18 protein-coding genes, 1 tRNA gene, 1 other RNA gene and 2 pseudogenes are annotated in these 20,586 nt (G+C 65.0%); 8 read left to right on the plus strand and 14 right to left on the minus strand.

Translation table 11 applies throughout. From position 1 onward, the window contains the following. Nucleotides 1-44: 44 nt before the first annotated feature. The 11 genes from pgm to prfB all read right to left on the minus strand — a co-directional run bounded on the left by pgm (nt 45) and on the right by prfB (nt 8,588). Complete coding sequence (gene pgm / locus CBI38_RS18810) at nt 45-1,676, minus strand: phosphoglucomutase (alpha-D-glucose-1,6-bisphosphate-dependent) (protein ID WP_109331148.1); 1,632 nt, start codon at nt 1,674-1,676, stop codon at nt 45-47. A 74-nt stretch (nt 1,677-1,750) separates the two neighbouring features. Continuing rightward, complete coding sequence (crcB, locus tag CBI38_RS18815) at nt 1,751-2,095, minus strand: fluoride efflux transporter CrcB (protein ID WP_109331149.1); 345 nt, start codon at nt 2,093-2,095, stop codon at nt 1,751-1,753. Then, nucleotides 2,092-2,457, minus strand: coding sequence for a fluoride efflux transporter FluC (locus tag CBI38_RS18820; RefSeq protein WP_109331150.1), 366 nt, complete (start codon nt 2,455-2,457; stop codon nt 2,092-2,094). Before CBI38_RS18820 ends, crcB begins: the two co-directional genes overlap by 4 nt. A 66-nt stretch (nt 2,458-2,523) precedes the next feature. Beyond that, nucleotides 2,524-2,895: a transfer-messenger RNA gene (gene ssrA / locus CBI38_RS18825) on the minus strand. 92 nt (nt 2,896-2,987) lie between these two features. Next, nucleotides 2,988-3,842: a DMT family transporter gene (locus CBI38_RS18830; RefSeq protein WP_109331151.1), complete on the minus strand. Its 855-nt coding sequence runs from the start codon at nt 3,840-3,842 to the stop codon at nt 2,988-2,990. 8 nt (nt 3,843-3,850) lie between these two features. After that, nucleotides 3,851-4,324 (minus strand): SsrA-binding protein SmpB, encoded by a 474-nt coding sequence (gene smpB / locus CBI38_RS18835; RefSeq protein WP_109331155.1) that lies wholly within the window; start codon nt 4,322-4,324, stop codon nt 3,851-3,853. Between the two features lie 73 nt (nt 4,325-4,397). Beyond that, complete coding sequence (gene ftsX / locus CBI38_RS18840) at nt 4,398-5,303, minus strand: permease-like cell division protein FtsX (protein WP_109331156.1); 906 nt, start codon at nt 5,301-5,303, stop codon at nt 4,398-4,400. Between the two features lie 63 nt (nt 5,304-5,366). Further along, entirely contained in the window at nt 5,367-6,056 is a 690-nt protein-coding gene (ftsE, locus tag CBI38_RS18845; RefSeq protein WP_109331159.1) for a cell division ATP-binding protein FtsE, read from the minus strand. 55 nt (nt 6,057-6,111) lie between these two features. Beyond that, entirely contained in the window at nt 6,112-6,582 is a 471-nt protein-coding gene (locus tag CBI38_RS18850; RefSeq protein WP_109331160.1) for a hypothetical protein, read from the minus strand. Further along, nucleotides 6,579-7,475 (minus strand): mechanosensitive ion channel family protein, encoded by an 897-nt coding sequence (locus CBI38_RS18855; protein WP_109331161.1) that lies wholly within the window; start codon nt 7,473-7,475, stop codon nt 6,579-6,581. Before CBI38_RS18855 ends, CBI38_RS18850 begins: the two co-directional genes overlap by 4 nt. Before the next feature lie 6 nt (nt 7,476-7,481). Next, a complete protein-coding gene (gene prfB, locus CBI38_RS18860; RefSeq protein ID WP_109331164.1) occupies nt 7,482-8,588 on the minus strand; it encodes a peptide chain release factor 2 in 1,107 nt (368 codons plus the stop codon). A 160-nt stretch (nt 8,589-8,748) separates the two neighbouring features. Between prfB and CBI38_RS18865 the strand changes: the two are divergent. The 5 genes and pseudogenes from CBI38_RS18865 to CBI38_RS18885 form a co-directional block, all read left to right on the plus strand. Further along, nucleotides 8,749-8,898: pseudogene (locus tag CBI38_RS18865) on the plus strand (carbonic anhydrase); the annotation flags it as partial. A 35-nt stretch (nt 8,899-8,933) separates the two neighbouring features. Next, on the plus strand, nt 8,934-9,737 hold the full coding sequence (hisN, locus tag CBI38_RS18870; RefSeq protein ID WP_109331165.1) for a histidinol-phosphatase: 804 nt from the start codon (nt 8,934-8,936) through the stop codon (nt 9,735-9,737). Nucleotides 9,738-9,890: 153 nt separating this feature from the next. After that, nucleotides 9,891-11,303 (plus strand): acyl-CoA dehydrogenase family protein, encoded by a 1,413-nt coding sequence (locus CBI38_RS18875; RefSeq protein WP_109331166.1) that lies wholly within the window; start codon nt 9,891-9,893, stop codon nt 11,301-11,303. Nucleotides 11,304-11,332: 29 nt separating this feature from the next. Continuing rightward, the gene (locus CBI38_RS18880; RefSeq protein ID WP_109331172.1) at nt 11,333-12,538 is read left to right on the plus strand and encodes an acyl-CoA dehydrogenase family protein; all 1,206 of its coding nucleotides are present in this window, start codon (nt 11,333-11,335) and stop codon (nt 12,536-12,538) included. Nucleotides 12,539-12,705: 167 nt separating this feature from the next. Further along, entirely contained in the window at nt 12,706-14,331 is a 1,626-nt protein-coding gene (locus CBI38_RS18885; RefSeq protein WP_109331174.1) for an acyl-CoA synthetase, read from the plus strand. 56 nt (nt 14,332-14,387) lie between these two features. Here CBI38_RS18885 and CBI38_RS18890 read toward each other — a convergent pair. After that, nucleotides 14,388-14,464: transfer RNA gene (locus tag CBI38_RS18890), tRNA-Met, on the minus strand. A gap of 91 nt (nt 14,465-14,555) precedes the next feature. After that, the gene (locus CBI38_RS18895; RefSeq protein WP_109331175.1) at nt 14,556-15,011 is read right to left on the minus strand and encodes an SRPBCC family protein; all 456 of its coding nucleotides are present in this window, start codon (nt 15,009-15,011) and stop codon (nt 14,556-14,558) included. A gap of 383 nt (nt 15,012-15,394) precedes the next feature. Here CBI38_RS18895 and CBI38_RS18900 point away from each other — a divergent pair. Beyond that, nucleotides 15,395-15,724, plus strand: a pseudogene (locus CBI38_RS18900) (transglycosylase family protein); the annotation flags it as partial. 477 nt (nt 15,725-16,201) lie between these two features. Next, entirely contained in the window at nt 16,202-16,744 is a 543-nt protein-coding gene (locus CBI38_RS18905) for a transglycosylase family protein (protein WP_109331177.1), read from the plus strand. A gap of 73 nt (nt 16,745-16,817) precedes the next feature. On the opposite strand, the gene CBI38_RS18910 is transcribed toward CBI38_RS18905, so the two are convergent. Then, nucleotides 16,818-19,796 carry a UPF0182 family protein gene (locus tag CBI38_RS18910; protein ID WP_204164771.1) on the minus strand — a complete coding sequence of 993 codons (2,979 nt, stop codon included), beginning with the start codon at nt 19,794-19,796 and terminating at the stop codon, nt 16,818-16,820. Between the two features lie 161 nt (nt 19,797-19,957). On the opposite strand from CBI38_RS18910, the gene CBI38_RS18915 reads away from it, so the two are divergent. Next, nucleotides 19,958-20,563, plus strand: coding sequence for a PPA1309 family protein (locus tag CBI38_RS18915; RefSeq protein WP_109331178.1), 606 nt, complete (start codon nt 19,958-19,960; stop codon nt 20,561-20,563). Nucleotides 20,564-20,586 lie beyond the last annotated feature (23 nt).

A 20,586-nucleotide genomic window follows, 5' to 3' on the forward strand; every position in this document is an offset into this window, starting at 1 on the left:
CCGCCGACACAGAGACACTCACCCCGGGTCGCCTCGGCGCGGGGTCACCGCAGTGCGTCGGCCACCAGTTCCTTGGCGGCCGCCTGCACCTGTGCGAGATGCTCGGGACCTTCGAACGATTCCGCGTAGATCTTGTACACGTCCTCGGTCCCCGACGGCCGGGCCGCGAACCACGCGTTGGCCGTGGTGACCTTCAACCCGCCGAGCGGTGCCCCGTTTCCCGGAGCAGTCGTCAGGGTCGCGGTGATGGGCTCCCCCGCGAGTTCGGTTGCTGTCACCTGTTCCGGCGACAGCTTGGCCAGGACTGCTTTCTGCTCCCGCGTCGCGGGCGCATCGATACGGGCATACGCCGGACTGCCGAACTTCTCTGCCAGCTCCCCGTAACGAACCGATGGTGTCTTACCGGTGACCGCCGTGATTTCCGAGGCGAGCAGCGCGAGGATGATGCCGTCCTTGTCGGTGCTCCACACCCGGCCGTCGTGTCGCAGGAACGACGCCCCCGCGCTCTCCTCCCCGCCGAATCCGAGTGATCCCTCGAGAAGTCCGGGGACGAACCACTTGAAACCCACCGGGACCTCGAGCAGGTCGCGGCCGAGGCTGTCGACCACCCGGTCGATCATCGACGAACTGACGAGTGTCTTGCCCACCCGCACCGCCGGACCCCACCCCGGCCGGTGGGCGAACAGGTAGTCGATGGCTACGGCGAGATAGTGGTTGGGGTTCATCAGTCCGCCGTCGGGAGTGACGATTCCGTGCCGGTCCGCGTCGGCATCGTTGCCCGTGGCGATGTCGAAGCGGTCCCGTGCTCCGATCAGGGACGCCATGGCATCCGGGGACGAGCAGTCCATACGAATCTTGCCGTCGGTATCGAGAGTCATGAAGCGCCAGGTGGGGTCCACGAGCGGGTTCACGACTTCGAGATGGAGATGGTGCGTGTCGGCGATGGCACCCCAGTAGTCGACACTCGCACCGCCCAGCGGATCGGCTCCGATCCGCACTCCCTCGCGGCGAATGGCATCGAGGTCGAGCACGCTCGGTAGGTCGTCGACGTAGAAGCGGAGGAAGTCGTATCGCTCGGCGCGCTGGATGGCCCGCTCCGCGGACGCACGCTTGACTCCCGACAGATCGCGGCGCAGTAATTCGTTCGCGCGGTCGGCGATGATCGTTGTCGCCTCGGAACCAGCGGGACCCCCGTGTGGTGGGTTGTACTTGAATCCGCCATCGCGCGGCGGATTGTGCGAGGGCGTCACCACGATCCCGTCCGCCTCGGACTCGGGACGGCTGCTGTTGTACCGCAGGATGGCGTGGCTGACCGCGGGGGTCGGCGTGTAGCGGTCCCGTGAATCGATGAGCACCGTCACGTCATTGGCGGTCAGCACCTCGAGTGCCGACATCCAGGCGGGTTCGGACAGCGCGTGCGTATCGCGACCCAGGAACAGCGGACCGTCGATACCCTGCGACGCCCGGTATTCGACGATGGCCTGCGTCGTGGCGAGGATGTGGGCCTCGTTGAACGCGGAGTCGAGGCTCGATCCGCGATGCCCGGAAGTCCCGAACAGCACCTGCTGCAAGGGATTTTCGGGATCGGGCACACGGCTGTAGTACGCAGTGACCAGATGCGCAATGTCCACCAGATCCTCCGGCAGTGCCACCTGACCCGCCCTGTCGTGCGCCACGAGACCTCCTCCACATCGACGATGCCGTACTCGACTATCGGTCCCATCCTGCACCCTCGCGGCACAGTCCGCGATCAATACGTCCATCGGAAGCCGAGCCAGGCGGCGCCCAATCCGGCGCCGACGCTGGCAACCACGTAAAGGAGCGAGGTCACGGTGCGCCGGATACGCGCGAGCCCGACCGACTCGACTGCGAAGGTGGAATAGGTGGTGAGACCACCGCAGAAACCGGTGCCGAACAACGCGAACAGCTGCGCAGACATCGCTGCGCCCGACACCATTCCGAGGATCAGGCAACCGCTGATGTTCACCACGAACGTGGCGACGGGAAAGCTGCGGTACGGCACCACATAGCGCGCAGCGAGGTAGCGGACGGCGGATCCGAGCCCACCACCGAGGGCAACGAGGAGCAGGGTCATACGAGCGCTCCACGAGCCCGGCGATGGCGGTGGCCGACGAGCATGCCCAGTCGTGCCGCCAGGAGGGCAGGCAGCAGAGTAGCCGTCACATACAGCACGGCGCGTCCGGCATCCTCCCCCACGGCATCGACGGCAAAGGTCGAGAACGTGGTGAATCCGCCGAGGACACCGACCCCGAGGAACAACCGCAACGGTCGGTCCGGCCCGAGCATCTCGGCGAGGTACCCGAGCAGCAACGAACCGACGACGTTGATGGCCAGAAAGGTCCAGATACCGGGCCACTGCTGGGCCAGTATGAACCGTACGGTGGCTCCGAGCGCTCCTCCCGCGGCGACCACGAGGACGGATTTCGACACGGGCACCGGCGTTCCTTCCCTTGCGGACACGATTCGGGCCGGACACCTGGTGTGGTGTCCGGCCCGGATTCGGGGTGGAGCTGCCGGGAATTGAACCCGGGTCCTACGCAGCAAAGCTAGGGCTTCTCCGTGTGCAGTTTGCTATGCCTCTACTTGGATCTCCCAGTCTCGCAAACAAGCCAGGATGACGATCCCAGTCACTGTGAGTTGTCCCGTTCGGCTCCGCGACCGAGCCGAACGGTAAAGCCCTCTAGCTGATGCCAGTACCCGGGCCGAGGGCGAACCCGGACTGACAGACACGCAGTCGCTACTTAGGCAGCGAGTGCGTAGTCGCGCTGATTGGAATCGGCGCTTATATGTTTGCAGCGACGCTTACGGTGGTCTCTTGCCTGCACCGACACGCTTCCCCTACCTCAACGTACGCAGTCGAAACCGTTCAGCCCCGTACGTCCCCCACGACTCTCGGGGGGCCACCCAGTGTAACGCGAACCCGGCGCGGTTTCATCCCACTTGTCTGCAGCGGCGTGTGGGCGGTCTCAACTGGCGACGGCGATCATCCCGACGGCCGCCAGAGCCAGCAGCATTCCGGCCTGTTGCACCTTGCTCACCCGTTCGCCGAGCATCACCATGGCCAGCAGCACGGTCGCTGCGGGGTACAGCGATCCGATCACACTGACCAGGGAGAGCAAGCCGCCCTGGAATGCGTAGAGCATTGCGGCGTTGGCCGCGACATCGAGGAAACTGACGTAGACGGCGAGCTTCATCGGCTCTCCGTGTGGCAGAAGGAAATGACCGGACGCCAGCGCCACCACCCACACCACGGCTGTGGCGGCGGCGCGCGACACGGCCAGGGGCCACAACCCGCCCTCGGCACCGATCTGGTGCAGCGCCACGAACGCGATGGCGAAGGCGACACCGGAACCGACGGTCAGCAGCGCGACGGACTTCGTGAACGTGAGCACTCGCCCACCCGCCACCTCGCCGGCCGTCTCGTCGGGTGACTCTCGGCTGACCAGCACTACGGCGACGAGCGCGACAGCAATCCCGGCGTACGCAATCGATCCGGGCCGTTCCCCGAAGGCAAGACCGACGAGAACAGGGATGCCTGCCACCAGGACGGCAGTCAACGGCGACACCACCGACATCGGGCCTGCTGCCAGCGCTAGATAGAACCACCACACGGCGACACCGCCGGCCACGCCGGAGACCGCGCCCCACAACAGGGACGAGGTGGTGAACGTGCCCGCCACGAACGGCGCGATCACCAGCACGATCAACAGCGACAGCGGATACGAGACGATGACCACCCGCAGTGCAGCCACCCGCCGAGAGGCCACTCCACCGACGAAATCGCTCACGCCGTAGCCGATGGCAGCGACCAGCGCGAGCAGGACGCCGGTCAGCGCATTCCCTTGACTCGTCGTCCGAGTTCGCGGGTCACCTCACGTTCGGCGGTGCGCTTGGCCAAATCCTGACGCTTGTCGTAATCCTGTTTACCCTTCGCGAGCGCAAGTTCCACCTTCACCTTGCCGTCCGAGAAGTACATCGACAGAGGCACGAGGGTCTGATTACCCTCTCTCGTCTTCCCGACGAGGTGATCGATCTCACGCTTGTGTAGCAACAGCTTCCGGGTGCGCCGTGGCGCGTGGTTGGTCCACGTGCCCTGGGTGTACTCGGGAATGTGGAGCGATCGCAACCACACCTCGCCGTTGTCGACGGTGGCGAATGCGTCGACGAGCGACGCCTTTCCCTCGCGCAGGCTCTTCACCTCGGTTCCCACGAGTGCGATGCCCGCTTCGTAGGTGTCGATGATGGCGTAGTTGTGACGCGCCTTGCGGTTGGTCGCAATGACCTTGCGGCCCTTTTCCTTCACGTTCCGGGCCTTTCAGTCCGCGATGTTCATGAGCAGTTCGTTGTCTCCAGCATAGGAGAGGGAGCAAACCGAATTATTCGCGCACATACAAGCGCAACGTCACGTAGGCGGTGACCGCCGCCATGCCCACACCGACCAGCAGGAGCACGGGTGAGACGAACAGCACGTCGCTGTTGGAGATCCGGGCGACAATGTTCGCCTCGTACACGTCGGCAAGCACGTCGTCGATGAACATGTTCTTCGCGGTGAACAGGCCCACGATGGCGAGTACGGCACCGATCACCGCCGCGACCACCGCCTCGAGGAGGAACGGCAACTGCGTGTACCACCGGGTAGCGCCCACCAACCGCATGATCCCGACCTCCGTCCGCCGGGTGAACGCCGCGATCTGCACCATGTTCGCGATGAGAAGCACAGCGGCGACCGCCTGCACGACGGCGATCGCGAACGCCGCATTGCGCACCCCGTTGAGGACGCTGAAGAGACGCTCGACCAGTTCACGTTGGTTGAGCACGCTCTCGACCCCGGGACGGGTACCGAACTGGTCGTTGATCACTCCGAACCGTTCGGGGTCGCTCAGCTTGACCTTGAACGACGCCGGGAAGCTGTCGGGGCTGACCAGTGCAGCGAGCTCGGGCTGATCCTTGAACACCCGCTCCGTCGCGTCCTTCACGGCATCGTCCCGGTTGAGGTACTCCACCGATACCACCGACGGGGTGTCGTCGAGTTCCGCGCGTAGCGAACGGCAGATCTCCGCCTCGCAGCCAGGGTCCGAGGTGGAGATGTCGTCCGTGAGGAAGATCTGCACCTCCACCCGGTCGAGGAAAATCTGCTGTGTCTTGCCCGCCATCTGCACCACGAGGAGTCCGCTTCCGAACAGCCCGAGGGAGATCGCGGTGGTGAGGATCATCGCGATCGTCATGGTGACGTTGCGACGGAGTCCGGTGAGGAGCTCACTGACAATGAAACTGGCACGCATCGGTAATCGGAGTCCTTCGTCGAATGGCTTGCGGACGGGCGGGCGTCGAGGGAGGGCGGGCGGCTAACGCCCCACGCCGTAGACACCTCGGGCTTCGTCCCGCACCACTCTTCCCAGGTCCAGTTCGACCACTCGACGACGCATCGAGTCGACGATGTGATGATCGTGCGTCGCCATCACCACGGTCGTGCCCGTGCGGTTGATCCTCTCGAGCAACAACATGATGTCCTGGCTGGTCTCCGGGTCGAGGTTGCCGGTGGGCTCGTCGCACAGCAACACCAACGGCCGATTCACGAACGCCCGCGCAATCGCGACGCGCTGCTGCTCACCACCGGAAAGTTCGGTCGGCAAACGGTCCGCCTTGCCCGACAGACCCACCATCTCGAGTACCTCGGGAACCGTGCGCGCGATCATCGCCCGCGGCTTTCCGATCACCTCCAGAGCGAAGGCGACGTTCTCCGACACCGTCTTCTTCTGCAGAAGCCGGAAATCCTGAAACACCACGCCCATGCTCTGCCGCAACTTGGGCACCCGCCGAGCCGACAGCTTGTTGACGTGGAAATCGGCGATGTGAATGTCGCCCGAGGTCGGTGACTCCTCCTTGAGGAGCAGACGCATGAAGGTCGACTTGCCCGAGCCCGACGGGCCGATGAGGAAGACGAACTCACCCTTGTCCACTTCGACGCTCACCTTGTCCAGGGCGGGTCTCGTGGAGGTCTTGTACGACTTCGACACATTCTCGACGCTGATCACGAGGAGCCAGTCTAGACGTTATCGAACAGTGACCAAGTGAAGCGCAGGCCGAGCGTCATGGTCCCGTCTGCGAGCTGGGCGCGGTCGGGACCGGGGACATCGTCGTCGGCGTCCCGGGTGCAGCCGGAGCGGGGAAGAGTTGCGGCAATCCGAACGGCTGCGTGGTCGTGGTCGGCTGCGTGCTCTGCGATGGCATCGTCAACCCAGGCGTGGATTGGGGCGTCGGCTCGGTAGTGGTCGACTCCGTCGTCTCGGTGGTCTCGGTCGGGGTGTCGACCGTCGACGACGGCAGTGATGTCACCGGAACCTGTTCCTCACTGGGCACGGGAGTGGTGATGGTCGGGGCCGGCGGGGGTGCCTGTCCAGCGTCCTCGGCGGGATTGAGCGAGGTGTACAGGGTGTACAGCGCCACCCACAGCAAGCACAGCACCAGCGTCGACGTCCGTACCCGTCCGCCGAACAGCTTCGACGGAAGGACATGCGAGTGCAGGATCCGATCGAGTCCGCGCCTCGGTTCTTCACTCATACCGCGTCCTCCCCCACCCGGACGGTCTGCAGGTCCGGGGACACGGTGATCCCCTGCCTGCGCATCGCGCTGGCGACGCGCACCCGGAGAGCCCGCCCGACCTGGAATTGCTTACCCGGAAGGGTCCGGGCGACCATACGAACGCTCACCTCGTCGACGGTCAGGCGTTCGACACCCATCACCGTCGGCTCGTCGAGCAGCAGCTTCTTCAGTCCGCGATCCGCATATGCCTCGACGCCGACCTGGTGCAGTACTTCGTTGACCTGGTTGATGTCGGCGGCCGCGGGCACCGGAACGTCGATCACGGCGCGCGCCCAATCCTTCGACAGGTTGATCGCCTTGACGATCTGTCCGTTGGGGACGGTGATGACTTCGCCGTCGGTGTTCCGCATGCGCGTCACACGCAGCGTCACATCCTCGATGACACCTTCGGCATCGTCCGAGGACCCGGTGACGGCGAGCCGGACGGTGTCACCGAAGCCGTACTGGCGTTCGGTGATGATGAAGAATCCGGCGAGGATGTCCTGGACCACACGCTGCGCGCCGAAACCCAGCGCCGCACCGAGAACGGTGGCCGGCGCCACGAGACTGCCGATCGGCAAGCTGAGCTGATCGAGCACCTTCATGGTGGCGATGACATAGATGATGGTGATGACCACCCAGGTGATCACCTGAGCCACCGAGTGTCTGTGCTTGGTGGTCTCGGATCGGACCAGGGCGTCGCCCTGCATGTAACTGTTGTCGATGCGGTCGGTGATCTTCTCGCCGCCCCAGCTGACGAGTCTGGCCATCAGCAGGGCACCGAGCACCGTCAACGACACGGCCAGCCCTGTGGAGCTGAGCCAGTCGAGGAGATTCCGGGTGGGAGCGAACATGGTTGCGGTGATCTCCATAGGCGTCTAGGCCTGGTTCTCGCGCATCCGCCAACGGATGCCGGACTCCAGGAATCCGTCGATGTCGCCGTCGAGGACGGCCGACGGGTTGTTGACCTCGTACTCGGTACGCAGGTCCTTCACCATCTGGTAGGGGTGCAGCACGTAGGAACGCATCTGATTGCCCCACGAACTGCCGCCGTCGCCCTTCAATGCATCCATCTCCGCGCGCTCCTCCTTCCGCTTGACCTCGAGCAACTTCGCCTGCAGGACGCGCATCGCCGACACCTTGTTCTGCAGCTGCGACTTCTCGTTCTGACAGGTGACGACGATTCCCGTCGGAATGTGCGTCAGGCGCACCGCCGAGTCGGTGGTGTTGACCGACTGCCCACCCGGACCGGAGGAGCGGTAGACGTCGACGCGGACGTCGTTCTCGTTCACGTCGATGTGGTCGGTGGTCTCGACGACCGGCAGGACTTCCACCTCGGCGAAAGATGTCTGCCGACGCCCCTGGTTGTCGAAGGGGCTGATTCGCACGAGGCGGTGGGTGCCCATTTCCACCGACAGGGTGCCGTAGGTATACGGCGCCTTGATCGCGAACGTCGCGCTCTTGATTCCGGCCTCCTCGGCATACGAGGTGTCGTAGACCTCGACCCCGTAGCCGTGCTTCTCCGCCCACCGAATGTACATACGCATCAGCATCTCGGCCCAGTCTGCGGCATCGATACCTCCTGCGCCGGATCGAATGTTGACCAGCGCGTCACGCTGGTCGTATTCGCCGGACAACATGGTTTTGACTTCCATGGCCTCGATGTCGGCCCGCAGCGACTCCCGCTCGGCATCGGCGTCGGCGAGCGCCTCGGCACCCGCATCCTCCTCCGCGAGCTCGTAGAGAAGAGGAAGGTCGTCGAGCCGCTGGCGCAGCTCCTCGACGCGGCGCAGTTCGGCCTGCGAGTGCGAGAGCTGGCTGGTGACCTGCTGTGCATGCTCCTGGTCGTTCCACAGGTCAGGGTCGGCCGCCTGGTGTTCGAGTTCGTCGATGCGGCGACGCAGCTCCTCCACATCCAGGACCGATTCGACGGTACGGAGGGTGGTGTCGAGCTCGCCTAGTTCTGCAGATACGTCGGGATGCACGGTGTTCAAGGTTACCGGGTAATTCTGCGGGCGATTTCACCCCCGCGCGCAACGGCAGTCACCCCTTCCGATCAGCCGACGTCGAACCCTTGCGGTCGCCGACGTGCCAGGCGTTCGATGCACGGGTGCGCACATGCCTGTGCGTTCCCCATTCCGCAGTTCCCCCGAGGCATTCTCGGGCCTCGACGAAGACGTCCGGCAGTCGCTGCGCCGGATCGAGTCGAGTCCCTTCATCACGGCCACCACCTCACTACGCGGATTCGTGTTCGACGTGGCCACGGGAAAGCTCAGGGAAGTCACGAGCGACTGAAGCGGGGCGGGCGCCGCCGAGTAATCTGTGCGACCGTGACCGACCTCGACGCCGACCTCCAGCTCGCACTCCACATTGCAGACGAGGCGGACGCGATCACCACGGCCCGGTTCGGCGCTCTCGATCTCGCGGTCGACGACAAACCCGACCTGACTCCGGTGTCCGACGCCGACCTGGCGGTGGAGCGGGCGGTCCGGTCGACGCTCGAATCGGAGCGCCCGAGCGATGCCGTGCTGGGTGAGGAATTCGGCGGCGACGCCCAATTCTCGGGGCGTCAGTGGGTGGTGGACCCGATCGACGGGACCAAGAACTTCGTCCGCGGCGTTCCCGTGTGGGCAACTCTCGTCGCCCTCCTCGACGACGGAGTGCCCGTCGTGGGCGTGGTCAGCGCTCCTGCACTGGCTCGCCGATGGTGGGCAGCCGCGGGCGCCGGCGCCTGGGCCTCGTTCGGAGGGGCCGCGCCGAGCCGTATTTCCGTCTCCGCCGTGGACCGACTCGAATCGGCGAGTCTCACGTTCTCGAGCCTGTCGGGGTGGAGAGATCTCGGCACCCGCGAGCAGTTCCTCTCCCTCACCGACGACGTCTGGCGGGTCCGTGGCTTCGGCGACTTCTTCTCCTATTGTCTGCTCGCCGAGGGCGCCGTCGACATCGCCACGGAACCCGAGGTCTCGCTGTGGGACCTCGCTCCGCTGGATGTACTGATCCGGGAGGCGGGCGGGCGCTTCACCGACCTCGCCGGTGCTGACGGACCGCACGGCGGAAGCGCGGTGGCCACCAACGGCCGGCTGCACGACGAGGTCCTCGACCGCCTACGAAAGCCCCACCTGCACGCGCACTGACGTCGCCGAACGGCGAACGGCCCGGCCTGGAACTTCAGGCCGGGCCGTTCGCCGTTCAGGGGCCTGACGCCCGGAACTTACTCAATAGTAGACACCAACCTTACTGCTGAGTAAGATAGCTGGTGTCCACGCCCGAACACCGAGAAACAGCTGGTGATCATGAGCAAGCAAGACACAGTTGCCCCCCACGACAGCGGAAAGCGGAAGCCCCGCGACACGTCCGCGGTCGGACTCAACCCCGTCAGGCGCGACGCCATGGGTGCCGCGATGCGAGTGTTGACGAAGATCACGGGTTCCGATCTGGCAGAGAAGTACAACTTGCGTCAGACGATCGATCGGGTGACCTACGAAGGCACGAAGACGGGTTTCCGAACCCTCGGTGCCGCCACCCGCGGTTTCAAGAAGGTGTCCGGCGGGGGCGCGCCGAAACGGCTCCCCGACAATCCGAGCGCTGCAGCGGGCTATTTCGACCTGACCCCGACCGACGAGCAGCAGATGATCGTCGAGACGGTGCGGGAGTTCGCCGCCGAGATCCTGCGCCCTGCCGGCCACGACGCCGACGCGGCCGCGGCCGCCCCGGCCGATCTCGTGAAGCGCGCCGCCGAACTCGGTATCACCCTGATCAACGTCCCGGAGGAACTCGACGGCGCGGCCAGTGAGCGCGGAGCCGTCACCAACTCGCTCGTCGCCGAGGCCTTGGCGCACGGAGACATGGGCCTCGCGCTTCCGATCCTCGCTCCCAGTGGCGTCGCGGTAGCCCTGACGCAATGGGGTACCGACGCCCAGCAGAAGACGTACCTTCCCGCGTTCACCGGCGAGCAGGTTCCCAATGCCGCCGTCGTCGTGAACGAACCACGGGCGCTGTTCGATCCGTTCGCATTGCAGACCAAGGCGGTCCGCTCGCCGAGTGGATACCGGCTCAACGGAGTGAAGAGCCTGGTTCCGGCTGCCGCAACATCCGAATTGTTCATCGTGGCAGCAGAACTGGACGGCAAGCCGTCCTTCTTCATCGTCGAGGCCGACTCCAAGGGACTCGTAGTCGAAGCCGATCCGAGCATGGGTCTGCGCGCCGCCGGACTCGGCCGCCTCGAGCTGACCGATGTGGCGGTGCCGGAGTCGGCGCTGCTCGGAGACGGTGACGCCGATGTGCGAAAGGCCGAGTACGCGGACGCCATCCGCCTCGCCCGCCTCGGTTGGGCATCGCTCGCGGTGGGCACCAGCCAGGCCGTGCTCGACTATGTCATCCCGTACGTGAACGAGCGGGTGGCGTTCGGCGAGCCGATCAGCAACCGTCAGGCAGTGGCCTTCATGGTCGCCAACATCGGTATCGAGCTCGACGGAATGCGTCTGGTCACGCTGCGTGGTGCTTCACGGGCGGAACAGGGCCTCTCGTTCGCCCGCGAATCGGCACTCGCCCGGAAGCTCGCTTCCGAGAAGGGAATGCAGATCGGCCTCGACGGCGTGCAGTTGCTCGGCGGCCACGGCTACACGAAGGAACACCCCGTGGAGCGCTGGTACCGCGACCTTCGCGCCATCGGTGTTGCCGAAGGCATCGTCCTGATCTGAGCGGCCGGATTCGAACTAAGGAAACAGTCATGATCAACCTCGAACTTCCCAAGAAGCTCAAAGCCTCCGCGAACCAGGCACATCAGGTCGCTGCGGAGATCTTCCGGCCTATCTCGCGCAAGTACGACCTCGCCGAGCACGCCTACCCCAAGGAACTCGACACCATGGCCGCCATGGTGGAGGGGCTCAACGACTCCGGCAAGGGTGCCGCAGGCGCTGCCCTCGGGCGCGGTGACGAGCCCAAGGTCATCGGAAACGTCAACGGGGGCAACATGTCCTCGCTGATGAACGTGATCGAGACCTGCTGGGGCGACGTGGGACTCACACTCGCCATTCCGTACCAGGGGCTCGGCAACTCTGCGATCGCCGCGGTCGCCACCGACGAGCAGCTCGAGCGGTTCGGCAAGGTGTGGGCCTCGATGGCCATCACCGAACCGGGCTTCGGTTCGGACTCCGCCGCGGTCACCACCACGGCGGTGCTCGACGGCGACGAGTACGTCCTGAACGGTGAGAAGATCTTCGTCACCGCCGGTGAACGTTCCACGCACATCGTCGTATGGGCCACGGTCGACAAGACCAAGGGCCGGGCAGCGATCAAATCGTTCGTCGTCCCCCGGGATGCACCGGGACTGAGCGTCGCGCGTCTCGAGCACAAACTGGGGATCAAGGCGTCCGACACCGCGGTATTACTGTTGCAGGACTGCCGGATTCCGAAGGACAACCTCCTCGGCACGCCTGAGGTGAACGTCGAGAAGGGTTTTGCCGGCGTCATGCAGACGTTCGACAACACCCGTCCGATCGTCGCCGGCATGGCCGTGGGACTCGGCCGCGCTGCACTCGAGGAACTGCGCCACATCCTCACCGACGCGGGAGTCGAGATCTCCTACGACATTCCGGCATACAACCAGCACGCGGCCGCCGCAGAATTCCTGCAGCTCGAGGCCGACTGGGAAGCTGCCTACCTGCTGGCGCTGCGCGCCACGTGGATGGCCGATAACAAGAAGCCGAACTCACTCGAAGCGTCCATGTCGAAGGCCAAGGCCGGTCGCACCGGAACAGCGATAACCGTGAAGGCCGTCGAACTTGCCGGCACGTGGGGATACTCCGAGCGTCCGCTTCTCGAGAAGTGGGCTCGCGACTCGAAGATCCTCGACATCTTCGAGGGCACACAGCAGATTCAGCAGCTGATCGTGGCCCGCCGCCTGCTGGGGAAGTCGTCTGCCGAATTGAAGTAGCAGACCAGGACTAGTTTCAACGAGGGGTGTAGCCCCCGCTGCGGTCACCTGCGGCGGGGGCTTCTTCGTGTCCGAAATCCGGTGACCAGGACCGCCGTATCGGCAGTACCCGACACCGACCGTCCTCTAGTCTGAACGTGACATCCGTCACGCCGGAAGGGGCATCCATGCCAGCTCAGCACCTTCTCACCAAGATCGCGGACACCGCGGGAGCCGTTCGGGTGATGAACCGCTCCGGCCTCGTGCCGTTCCCCCGGGTCGACCAGGGCATTCGTTCCCTCCTGGCAGTCCGGAAATACGGCCCGTTCGCGGGTCCGGTGCACGCTCACGCCGAGGCCCGACTCGACGCGGTGGCGTTGATCGACGAGCGCGGGCCACTCACCTATATCGACATCGACGAGCAGTCGAACGCCCTGGTGCGCGCGTGGCAGGCAGAGGGCATCACCCCAGGGTCCGTCATGGGATGTATGTGCCGCAATCACCGCGGCCTGGTACTCACCATGCTCGCGGCCGCCAAGAACGGCACCCGCCTGGTACTGATGAACACCGGTTTCGCACGGCCGCAGCTCGTCGACGTGGCCGCCCGCGAGCAGATCGAAGCGTTCGTCTACGACGACGAATTCCGACAGGTCGCCGAGACACTTCGCGATGACGTCACCTCGTACCGATCGTGGGCAGAAGACGGCTCCGCGTCTCAGGTGCGCACCCTCGACGACCTGATCGACGGCGTCGATCGCGGCCCCGTCCCGGCCCCTTCCACCGAAGGTGGTTTCGTTCTCCTCACCAGCGGCACCACCGGAACGCCGAAAGGTGCGCCGCGGGGCCACACCTCGCCGCTGGCGTCCGCCCAATTCCTCGACCGGGTTCCCCTGCGGCGCGGGCAGACGATGATGATGGCCGCGCCCGCGTTCCACGGAACGGGCGTCTCGCAGTTCGCGCTCGCGCTCGCCCTCGGCCAAACGGTGGTCATGCACCGAAAGTTCGACCCGGAGAACACGATCCGCCTGGTGGAGAAGCACCGTTGTGACGTTCTCGTCGTTGTTCCCACCATGTTGCAGCGCATCATCGACCTCGGCCCGGACACCCTGGCGAAGTACGACACCTCGAGCCTGACCATCATCTTCGCGGCCGGGTCGTCGCTGTCCCCCGATCTGTGCAAACGGACCACCGCAGCGTTCGGACACGTTCTGCACAACCTTTACGGGTCCACCGAGGTCGCCGTTGCCACCGTGGCGACACCCGCCGACCTCGCGTTGGCCCCCGGCACCGCCGGCCGTCCGCCCGTCACCTGCCACGTGGAACTGTACGACGAAGCGGGACAACGGATCACCGAGCCGGAAACGGTCGGACGAATATTCGTGGCCAGTGGGCTCAGCTTCTCCGGTTACACCGACGGCCGCGACAAGGAACGGATCAACGGCCTGCTCTCGACCGGCGACGTGGGCCACTTCGACCGCAACGGACTGCTCTTCGTCGACGGCCGCGACGACGACATGATCGTGTCCGGTGGCGAGAACGTCTACCCCCTCGAAGTCGAGAATCTCCTCGCAGACAGGGAAGACGTGATCGAGGCAGCCGTCATCGGTGTCGAAGATGCCGATTTCGGGCATCGGCTCCGGGCATTCGTCGTCCCTGCGCCGGGGTCCGCGAAGGATGCCGAGGAGATGAAGGCATACATCAAGTCGAATCTCGCCCGGTACAAGGTTCCGCGCGACATCGTGTTCATCGACGAACTCCCCCGCAACGCCACCGGCAAACTGCTCCGTAGGGCGCTCATCGAGATGGAGCCCTGAGCGCAGCCATACACAACGAAGAACGGCGCCCTGGAATTCAGGACGCCGTTCTTCAGTGGTAGCGGGGACAGGATTTGAACCTGCGACCTCTGGGTTATGAGCCCAGCGAGCTACCGAGCTGCTCCACCCCGCGCTGCATGAACAAAGTTACACGAGCGAACGAACGGAAAGCAAATCGCCTCGACGGCCGCCCCCGAGGGATCGCCGGCGGGCCGAGCAGGCGATCACGAATCGCCGGGTTCGGCTTCCAGAATGCCCTTCAGGCGGGCGAGATCCTTGTTGTTGGCTCGGCGCATGGCGCGGGACAACACCGGCGCGCCGATCCTGGCGAACCCTGACGGCTCCCCGCGGTTGCGCAGGGTCATTCTCGTCTTCCCGTCTGCTACGTCTTCCCATTCATAGATCGTTTCCATCGGGAAGGGACCCTCAGCGGTGCGCATCACGAGGCGCGTGCCCGGTACGTGCTCGACGACCTCGTAGGTGTACACGAGACGTCGCCCCAAGAACTCGGCGACGAAGGCGAACTCGGCGCCCGTCTCCACAGGGCCCCCGCAATCACCCTTCACCTCGGTGATATTCGCGTACCACGCGGTCGCATTTCCCGGGTTCGACGCGTACGCCGCGACCTCGTGTCGTGGTCGCGCAATCGTGGCCTGAGTCTCGACGTCCACAGCGGCCATGCAGCTCTCCCATCGGCTACTTTCCAGCACCACAACCGTGACAGGCGTTACCGGAACGTTATGATGCTCGTCACATTCTAGCGAATTTCTGTAACGGTCTCCGTGACCATTTCTCACCTTCCGACCTGCGGAAACCCCAACCATACGTCCCACTATTTGGACGGGCGTCACAAAAGACGACCCCGTGACCATTCCGTGATCGACGCGTACGTTCGTTGCCAGCCCGAAACTACCGGGCAACGCCGACCCGCCGCAGCTCGACCTGCCCCCGCGGATTCGGAATCCCGACACCTCGAGGGGCAGGGACGAAAACCGACCAGGGTCGGCACACCAGCCGACACGTGACGTACTTCGTCAGCACATTGCGGAGAGGAAACAGACTTATGACCAACACCAGCATCGTCAAGCGGACCATGGGCGCGATCGCACTCGCCGGAGCAGTCGTCGGCGTGCCGCTCGGACTGAGCACCGGTACAGCATCGGCCGCCTCCGGCAACTGGGACGCAGTCGCACAATGCGAGAGCGGCGGCAACTGGGCCATCAACACCGGAAACGGCTACTACGGCGGACTCCAGTTCTCTCAGAGCACTTGGGAGGCCAACGGCGGCAGCGGCACCGCTTCCAACGCCTCGCGCGAAGAGCAGATTCGGGTGGCCGAGAATGTTCTGGCAACTCAAGGCCCGGGCGCCTGGCCGGTCTGCGGTCAGTACCTCTGATCCGCTGACCGCGATCGAACGATGCCCTGCGTGCAGTACGGCTGCGCGCAGGGCACTCTCGCGTCGCGCGCGTGCTCGAAGGCTGCCGGACAACGGAATTCGCGGACACGCTGACGTGAGCTACTCCACAATAATGTCGTGATCCGCACCACATAACGCGAAGGTAACGACGCGGCTCCGAATTGGTCTCGCCACGGGTCTACCAGCAGATACGCCGGAATTCCCGGCTTGGTGCTGTACCCGCGTACCACAAAATCGCCGGGTGAATCGGCGGCAAAGCTCCCGTACGGTCGCTCTCGGCCCGAAACAACCGGGCACAAGCCGACCCGCCGCTGCCAGCTCTGCCCCGCGGGTTCGGTAATCCCCGAAACCTTCGAGGGGCAGGGACGTGGCAACCGGTACACGTGCCGGGAACGACGAGAACGTCGCCCGCAGGCCGGCCACGCCAGCAAGCGCGGAGAGGATTTACCCCACATGACCAATTCCACCTTCAGCAAGCGTGCCCTCGGCTGGATGGCCGTCACCGGTGCTGTCGTCGCCGTCCCGCTCGGACTGAGCACCGGCACCGCCTCGGCTGCTTCCCACAACTGGGACGGTGTCGCGCAGTGTGAGAGCGGCGGCAACTGGGGCATCAACACCGGAAACGGTTACTACGGCGGACTCCAGTTCTCCCAGAGCACCTGGGAGGCCAACGGCGGCACCGGCACGGCGTCGAACGCCAGCAAGGCCGAACAGATCCGCGTCGCCGAGAACGTCCTCCAGACCCAGGGCCCCGGAGCATGGCCGACCTGCGGTCAGTACCTGACCACCGGTGGTGGCGACGTCGCCGAGGCCCCGGCCCCTGCCCCCGAGCCCACCCCGGCGCCGGCACCGGTCACCGAGGTGCCCGCACCGGCTCAGCCGATCGCCCAGCAAGGGATCGACACCGCTCGTCAGCTCGCCGAGCAGAACGGCTTCGGACAGCAATTCCAGCAGCTGATCGATGCGAACCCGCAGCTGATCGCCGCGTTGCGCTGATCGACCAGTACACGACGAGGCCCTGTCATCCGCTCGGATGACAGGGCCTCGTCGTTCGTACTTGTCGTGAGGCTTACTTGGGGATGGCCTCGTAGGCGGCAACCGCCCGCTGTACGCGAGCGAGGGCGTCGCCGTATGCGGCGAAGTCACCGCTGCGCTGAGCCGCAGTCAGAGCATCCAGCGACGCATCCAGCTCGGCGACGGCGGCCGCAACGTTCGACGACGGCGGCGGCGCGGGTGCCGCGGGTGCGGGCGCCCCGCCCTGGCTCGCCGGCGGCGTGCCCCCGTCGGGGTCGGGGGGTGTGCCTTCCTGCGCGCTGGGCGCCGTTGCCACCGCACCGGTGCCCGCACCGAAGACCTGGTCAAGAGCCTGGGCCAACGTGGGGGCGTAGCCGACGCGAACGCTGTTACTCGGCGGTGGCTCGCGGTAGCTCACGAGCACCCGTGACAGCTGCGGGAACGTGGACGTGTTCTGGCCGGTCGAACTCCGCTCCGTATACATCGGCTCGACGTACAGGATCCCGCCGTCGGCGATGGGCAACGTCAGTAGGTTGCCGTACTGAATCTTGTTCGAACGCTCGAGCAGAGTTCGTTCCGAAGCCACCCGCGGATCGGAAATCATCGAGTTCTGTGTCTGCTGCGGACCCTGGGTCTGCGTATCCGTCGGCAACTGGAGCACGGTGAACTTGCCGTAGTCCTCCGGATCCGATTTGACCGACAGATAGGCAGACAGGAACTCGCGACTGTAACCCACCATCGCACTGGTCAGGTTGAACGACGGTTTCCCGGTTTCGGGGTCGCCCACGAGGACGTAGTACGGCGGCTGATTGGCGCTCGTGTCGATCGTGGGATCACTCGGCACCGACCAGAAGGCGTTGTTCGTGAAGAATTCCTTGGGGTCGTCGACGTGGTACTTGGCCAGCATTTCGCGCTGAACCTTGAAGAGGTCCTCGGGGTAACGGAAGTGCGCGCCCAGTTCCTCGGGAATCGAGTCCTTGGCTTCCACTGCCCCGGGGAACACTCCCATCCAGGCATCGAGGACGGGATCGTTGTCGTCCACCTGGTACAGCTTGACGGTTCCGTCGTACGCGTCGACGGTGGCCTTCACGGAGTTCCGGATGTACGAGACCTCTTTCCGCGGAAGCAATCGGCCTGTGTTCTGGTCGATACTGTCCTCGACGAGTCCGTCGAGGGAGCTGCGCTGCGCGTACGGGTAGTTCTCCAACGTGGTGTAGGCGTCGACGATCCACACGATCTTCCCGTCGATGACCGCCGGGTACGAATCCCCGTCGGCCGTGAGCCACGGTGCCACATGCGTGACACGCTCGCGGGGATCGCGGTTGAAGATGATCTTCGAATCCGAGCCGATAGCACCCGAGAACAGGATGTTGCGTTCCGTGTACTTGGCTGCGAAGGCCAGCCTGTTGAACCAGTTCCCGATGGGAACACCCCCGGCCCCGGTGTAGCGGTACCGCGCCTGGTCGGTGTCGTACTCGCGAGGATCGGAACCGTTTGCACCACCGACGATGGCGTAGTCGGCATCGGTGTCCGCGATGACCTCGCCGTAGTAGATGCGTGGCTGTTCGACCGGGATGACCTGGTTCCCGGCCTGCTGCGACGCGATGTCGCTGACCATATACACCGGGTAGCCACTGTTACTGTTGGCCGCCTCCTCGGCGGATTCGCCCGCGGCGGCGTTGACCCGGTTGGCCGGTGCCGCGACCAGTCCGTTGCCGTGGGTGTAGACGGTGTGCTTGTTGATCCAGTCCGTCTGGTTACCCGTGAGGCTCTTCGACGACAGTTCACGCGCCGCGACGATGTAGTCACGCACTTCGCCGTCGATGTCGTACCGATCGATGTCGAGCGACGGCGGGAAGCCGTAGAAGTTCTTGAGCTGCTGCTGCTGCGTGAACGTGCGGGACAGGATGTTGGGATCGAGCAGGCGCGTGTTCGCGATGGTGGACACGTCTGCCGGTACGTCTCGTGGCGGCTGCGTGCCATACCCCTGATAGTCCTTGTACTCGACCTTGTCATCGGTGATGCCGTACGCCTGCCGGGTGGCCGCGATGTTGCGTTCGATGTACGCGCTCTCCTTGTCGGCCGCGTTGGGACGCACCGAGAACTGCTCCACGACCAGTGGCCACACGGCCCCGACCAGAATGGACGACAGCACGAGGAGCGCGGTAGCCATGGCCGGGATACGGAGGTCACGCAGAACGATCGCCGCGAAGAAGGCGCCGGCACAGATCACCGCGATGGCGAGCAAGATCAGCTTCGCCTGCAGCACTGCATTCATGTCCGTGTAGCTACCGCCGGTGAAGGTGGGTTCCTTACGACTGCTCGACAGAAGTGAATAGCGATCGAACCAGTAGGCGACCGCCTTGAGCAGGATGAAGGTGCCGGCGAGCACGGCCAGCTGGACACGGGCTGCGTTGGTGAGCGCACCTCCCCGGCCAGCCAACTTGAGCCCACCGAAGATGTAGTGCGTCACCAGACTTGCGAAGAAGGCGAGCAGCACTGCGACGAACAGCCAGTTGAGAACGAAACGATAGAACGGCAGATCGAACGTGTAGAAACCGACGTCCAGGCCGAACTCGGGATCGGTGACCCCGAACGCGCCACCGTTCATGAACAACTGCACGGTGACCCAGCTCGACTGCGCGATCAGCCCGGCAAGAAGGCCTACAGCAATCGGAATGGCCAACCCGAACAGACGCAGACGCGTCATCACGGTGGTCCGGTACCGCGCCACCGGATCACTCGGCCCCGAGACCGGGACGAACACGGGACGCGACCGGTACGCGAGCAGCAGTGCCAGCCAGACGATTCCGCCGACAACCAGGCCGACCACGAGGAAGAGAAGGAGCCGGGTGACGAGCACCTTGGTGAAGACGCCCCGGAAGCCGACTTCACCGAACCACAACCAGTCCGTGTAGGTCGTGATCAGCCGTGGGCCCACCAACAGCAGGGCAGCGGCGACAAGCGCCAGCACCAGCAGCACTCGACTGCGTTTGGACAACGACGGTAATCCTGCGGGGGGCCGCATGCCCACGTGCCACACTCCAACGACTCGGCGACGCTGACGCGCCGCGATCAACTGCACCGTTCTGCCGTCCACACCCGACTGCGTGGGCGTGACCGTTTCGTCCCACTCTACGTAACAACGGGCGGACGCGACCGCCGGTCCTCCTCGGAGGGTGCGAAGATGAGTCCGTGAGTGAAGAGAATGTGAACCCGGAGTCGGACGCTCTTGCCCGTTGTGTGCGCGAGGTCGTCGAATTCGTCGATGCAGGAGGGTGGGATCAGCCCCCGCAGATGTTCGCACTCGTCCCGACCGAGCTTCTCGCCGCCGCCGAACCCAGCCTGCTCGACCAGCTGGCCGACGGTGCGGAATTGACTCCCATAGAACAGGATCCGTTTCCCGACGACATTTCCGGCGGGTCACGCGCTCTCGACGAGTTCCTTGCCACCACCAGTTGGCCGGAATCGGTGGCGGGATGCGCGCTGGTGCAGGAAATCGTCATTCTGCCGCCCGAGGCGGAATCCGACCTCGACGAGGCACTAGTACCCCTGCTGTCCGATCGGGACGCCGCCGACGACGCCGCGCGGGCCGCCGCCGAGTCCCATCCCGACCGTCGATCCGCCCGATTGATCGCAGCGGTACTGCGAGACGGACCGTCGCTGTGCCTGATGCAGTTGCGACCGGATGAGGACGTCGATCCCTACGCGCCGATCGAGCTGCTGACATACGAGAATCTGGCACCGAACCTCGTCAGCGCCCTGTACGCCACCCTCGACGCAGCCGAGGACGACGACTAGACCGGCCCCGGTCTCAGCCGACG

Origin of the sequence: Rhodococcus oxybenzonivorans (genome assembly GCF_003130705.1) — a bacterium.
GTDB classification, from domain to species: Bacteria; Actinomycetota; Actinomycetes; order Mycobacteriales; family Mycobacteriaceae; genus Rhodococcus_F; species Rhodococcus_F oxybenzonivorans.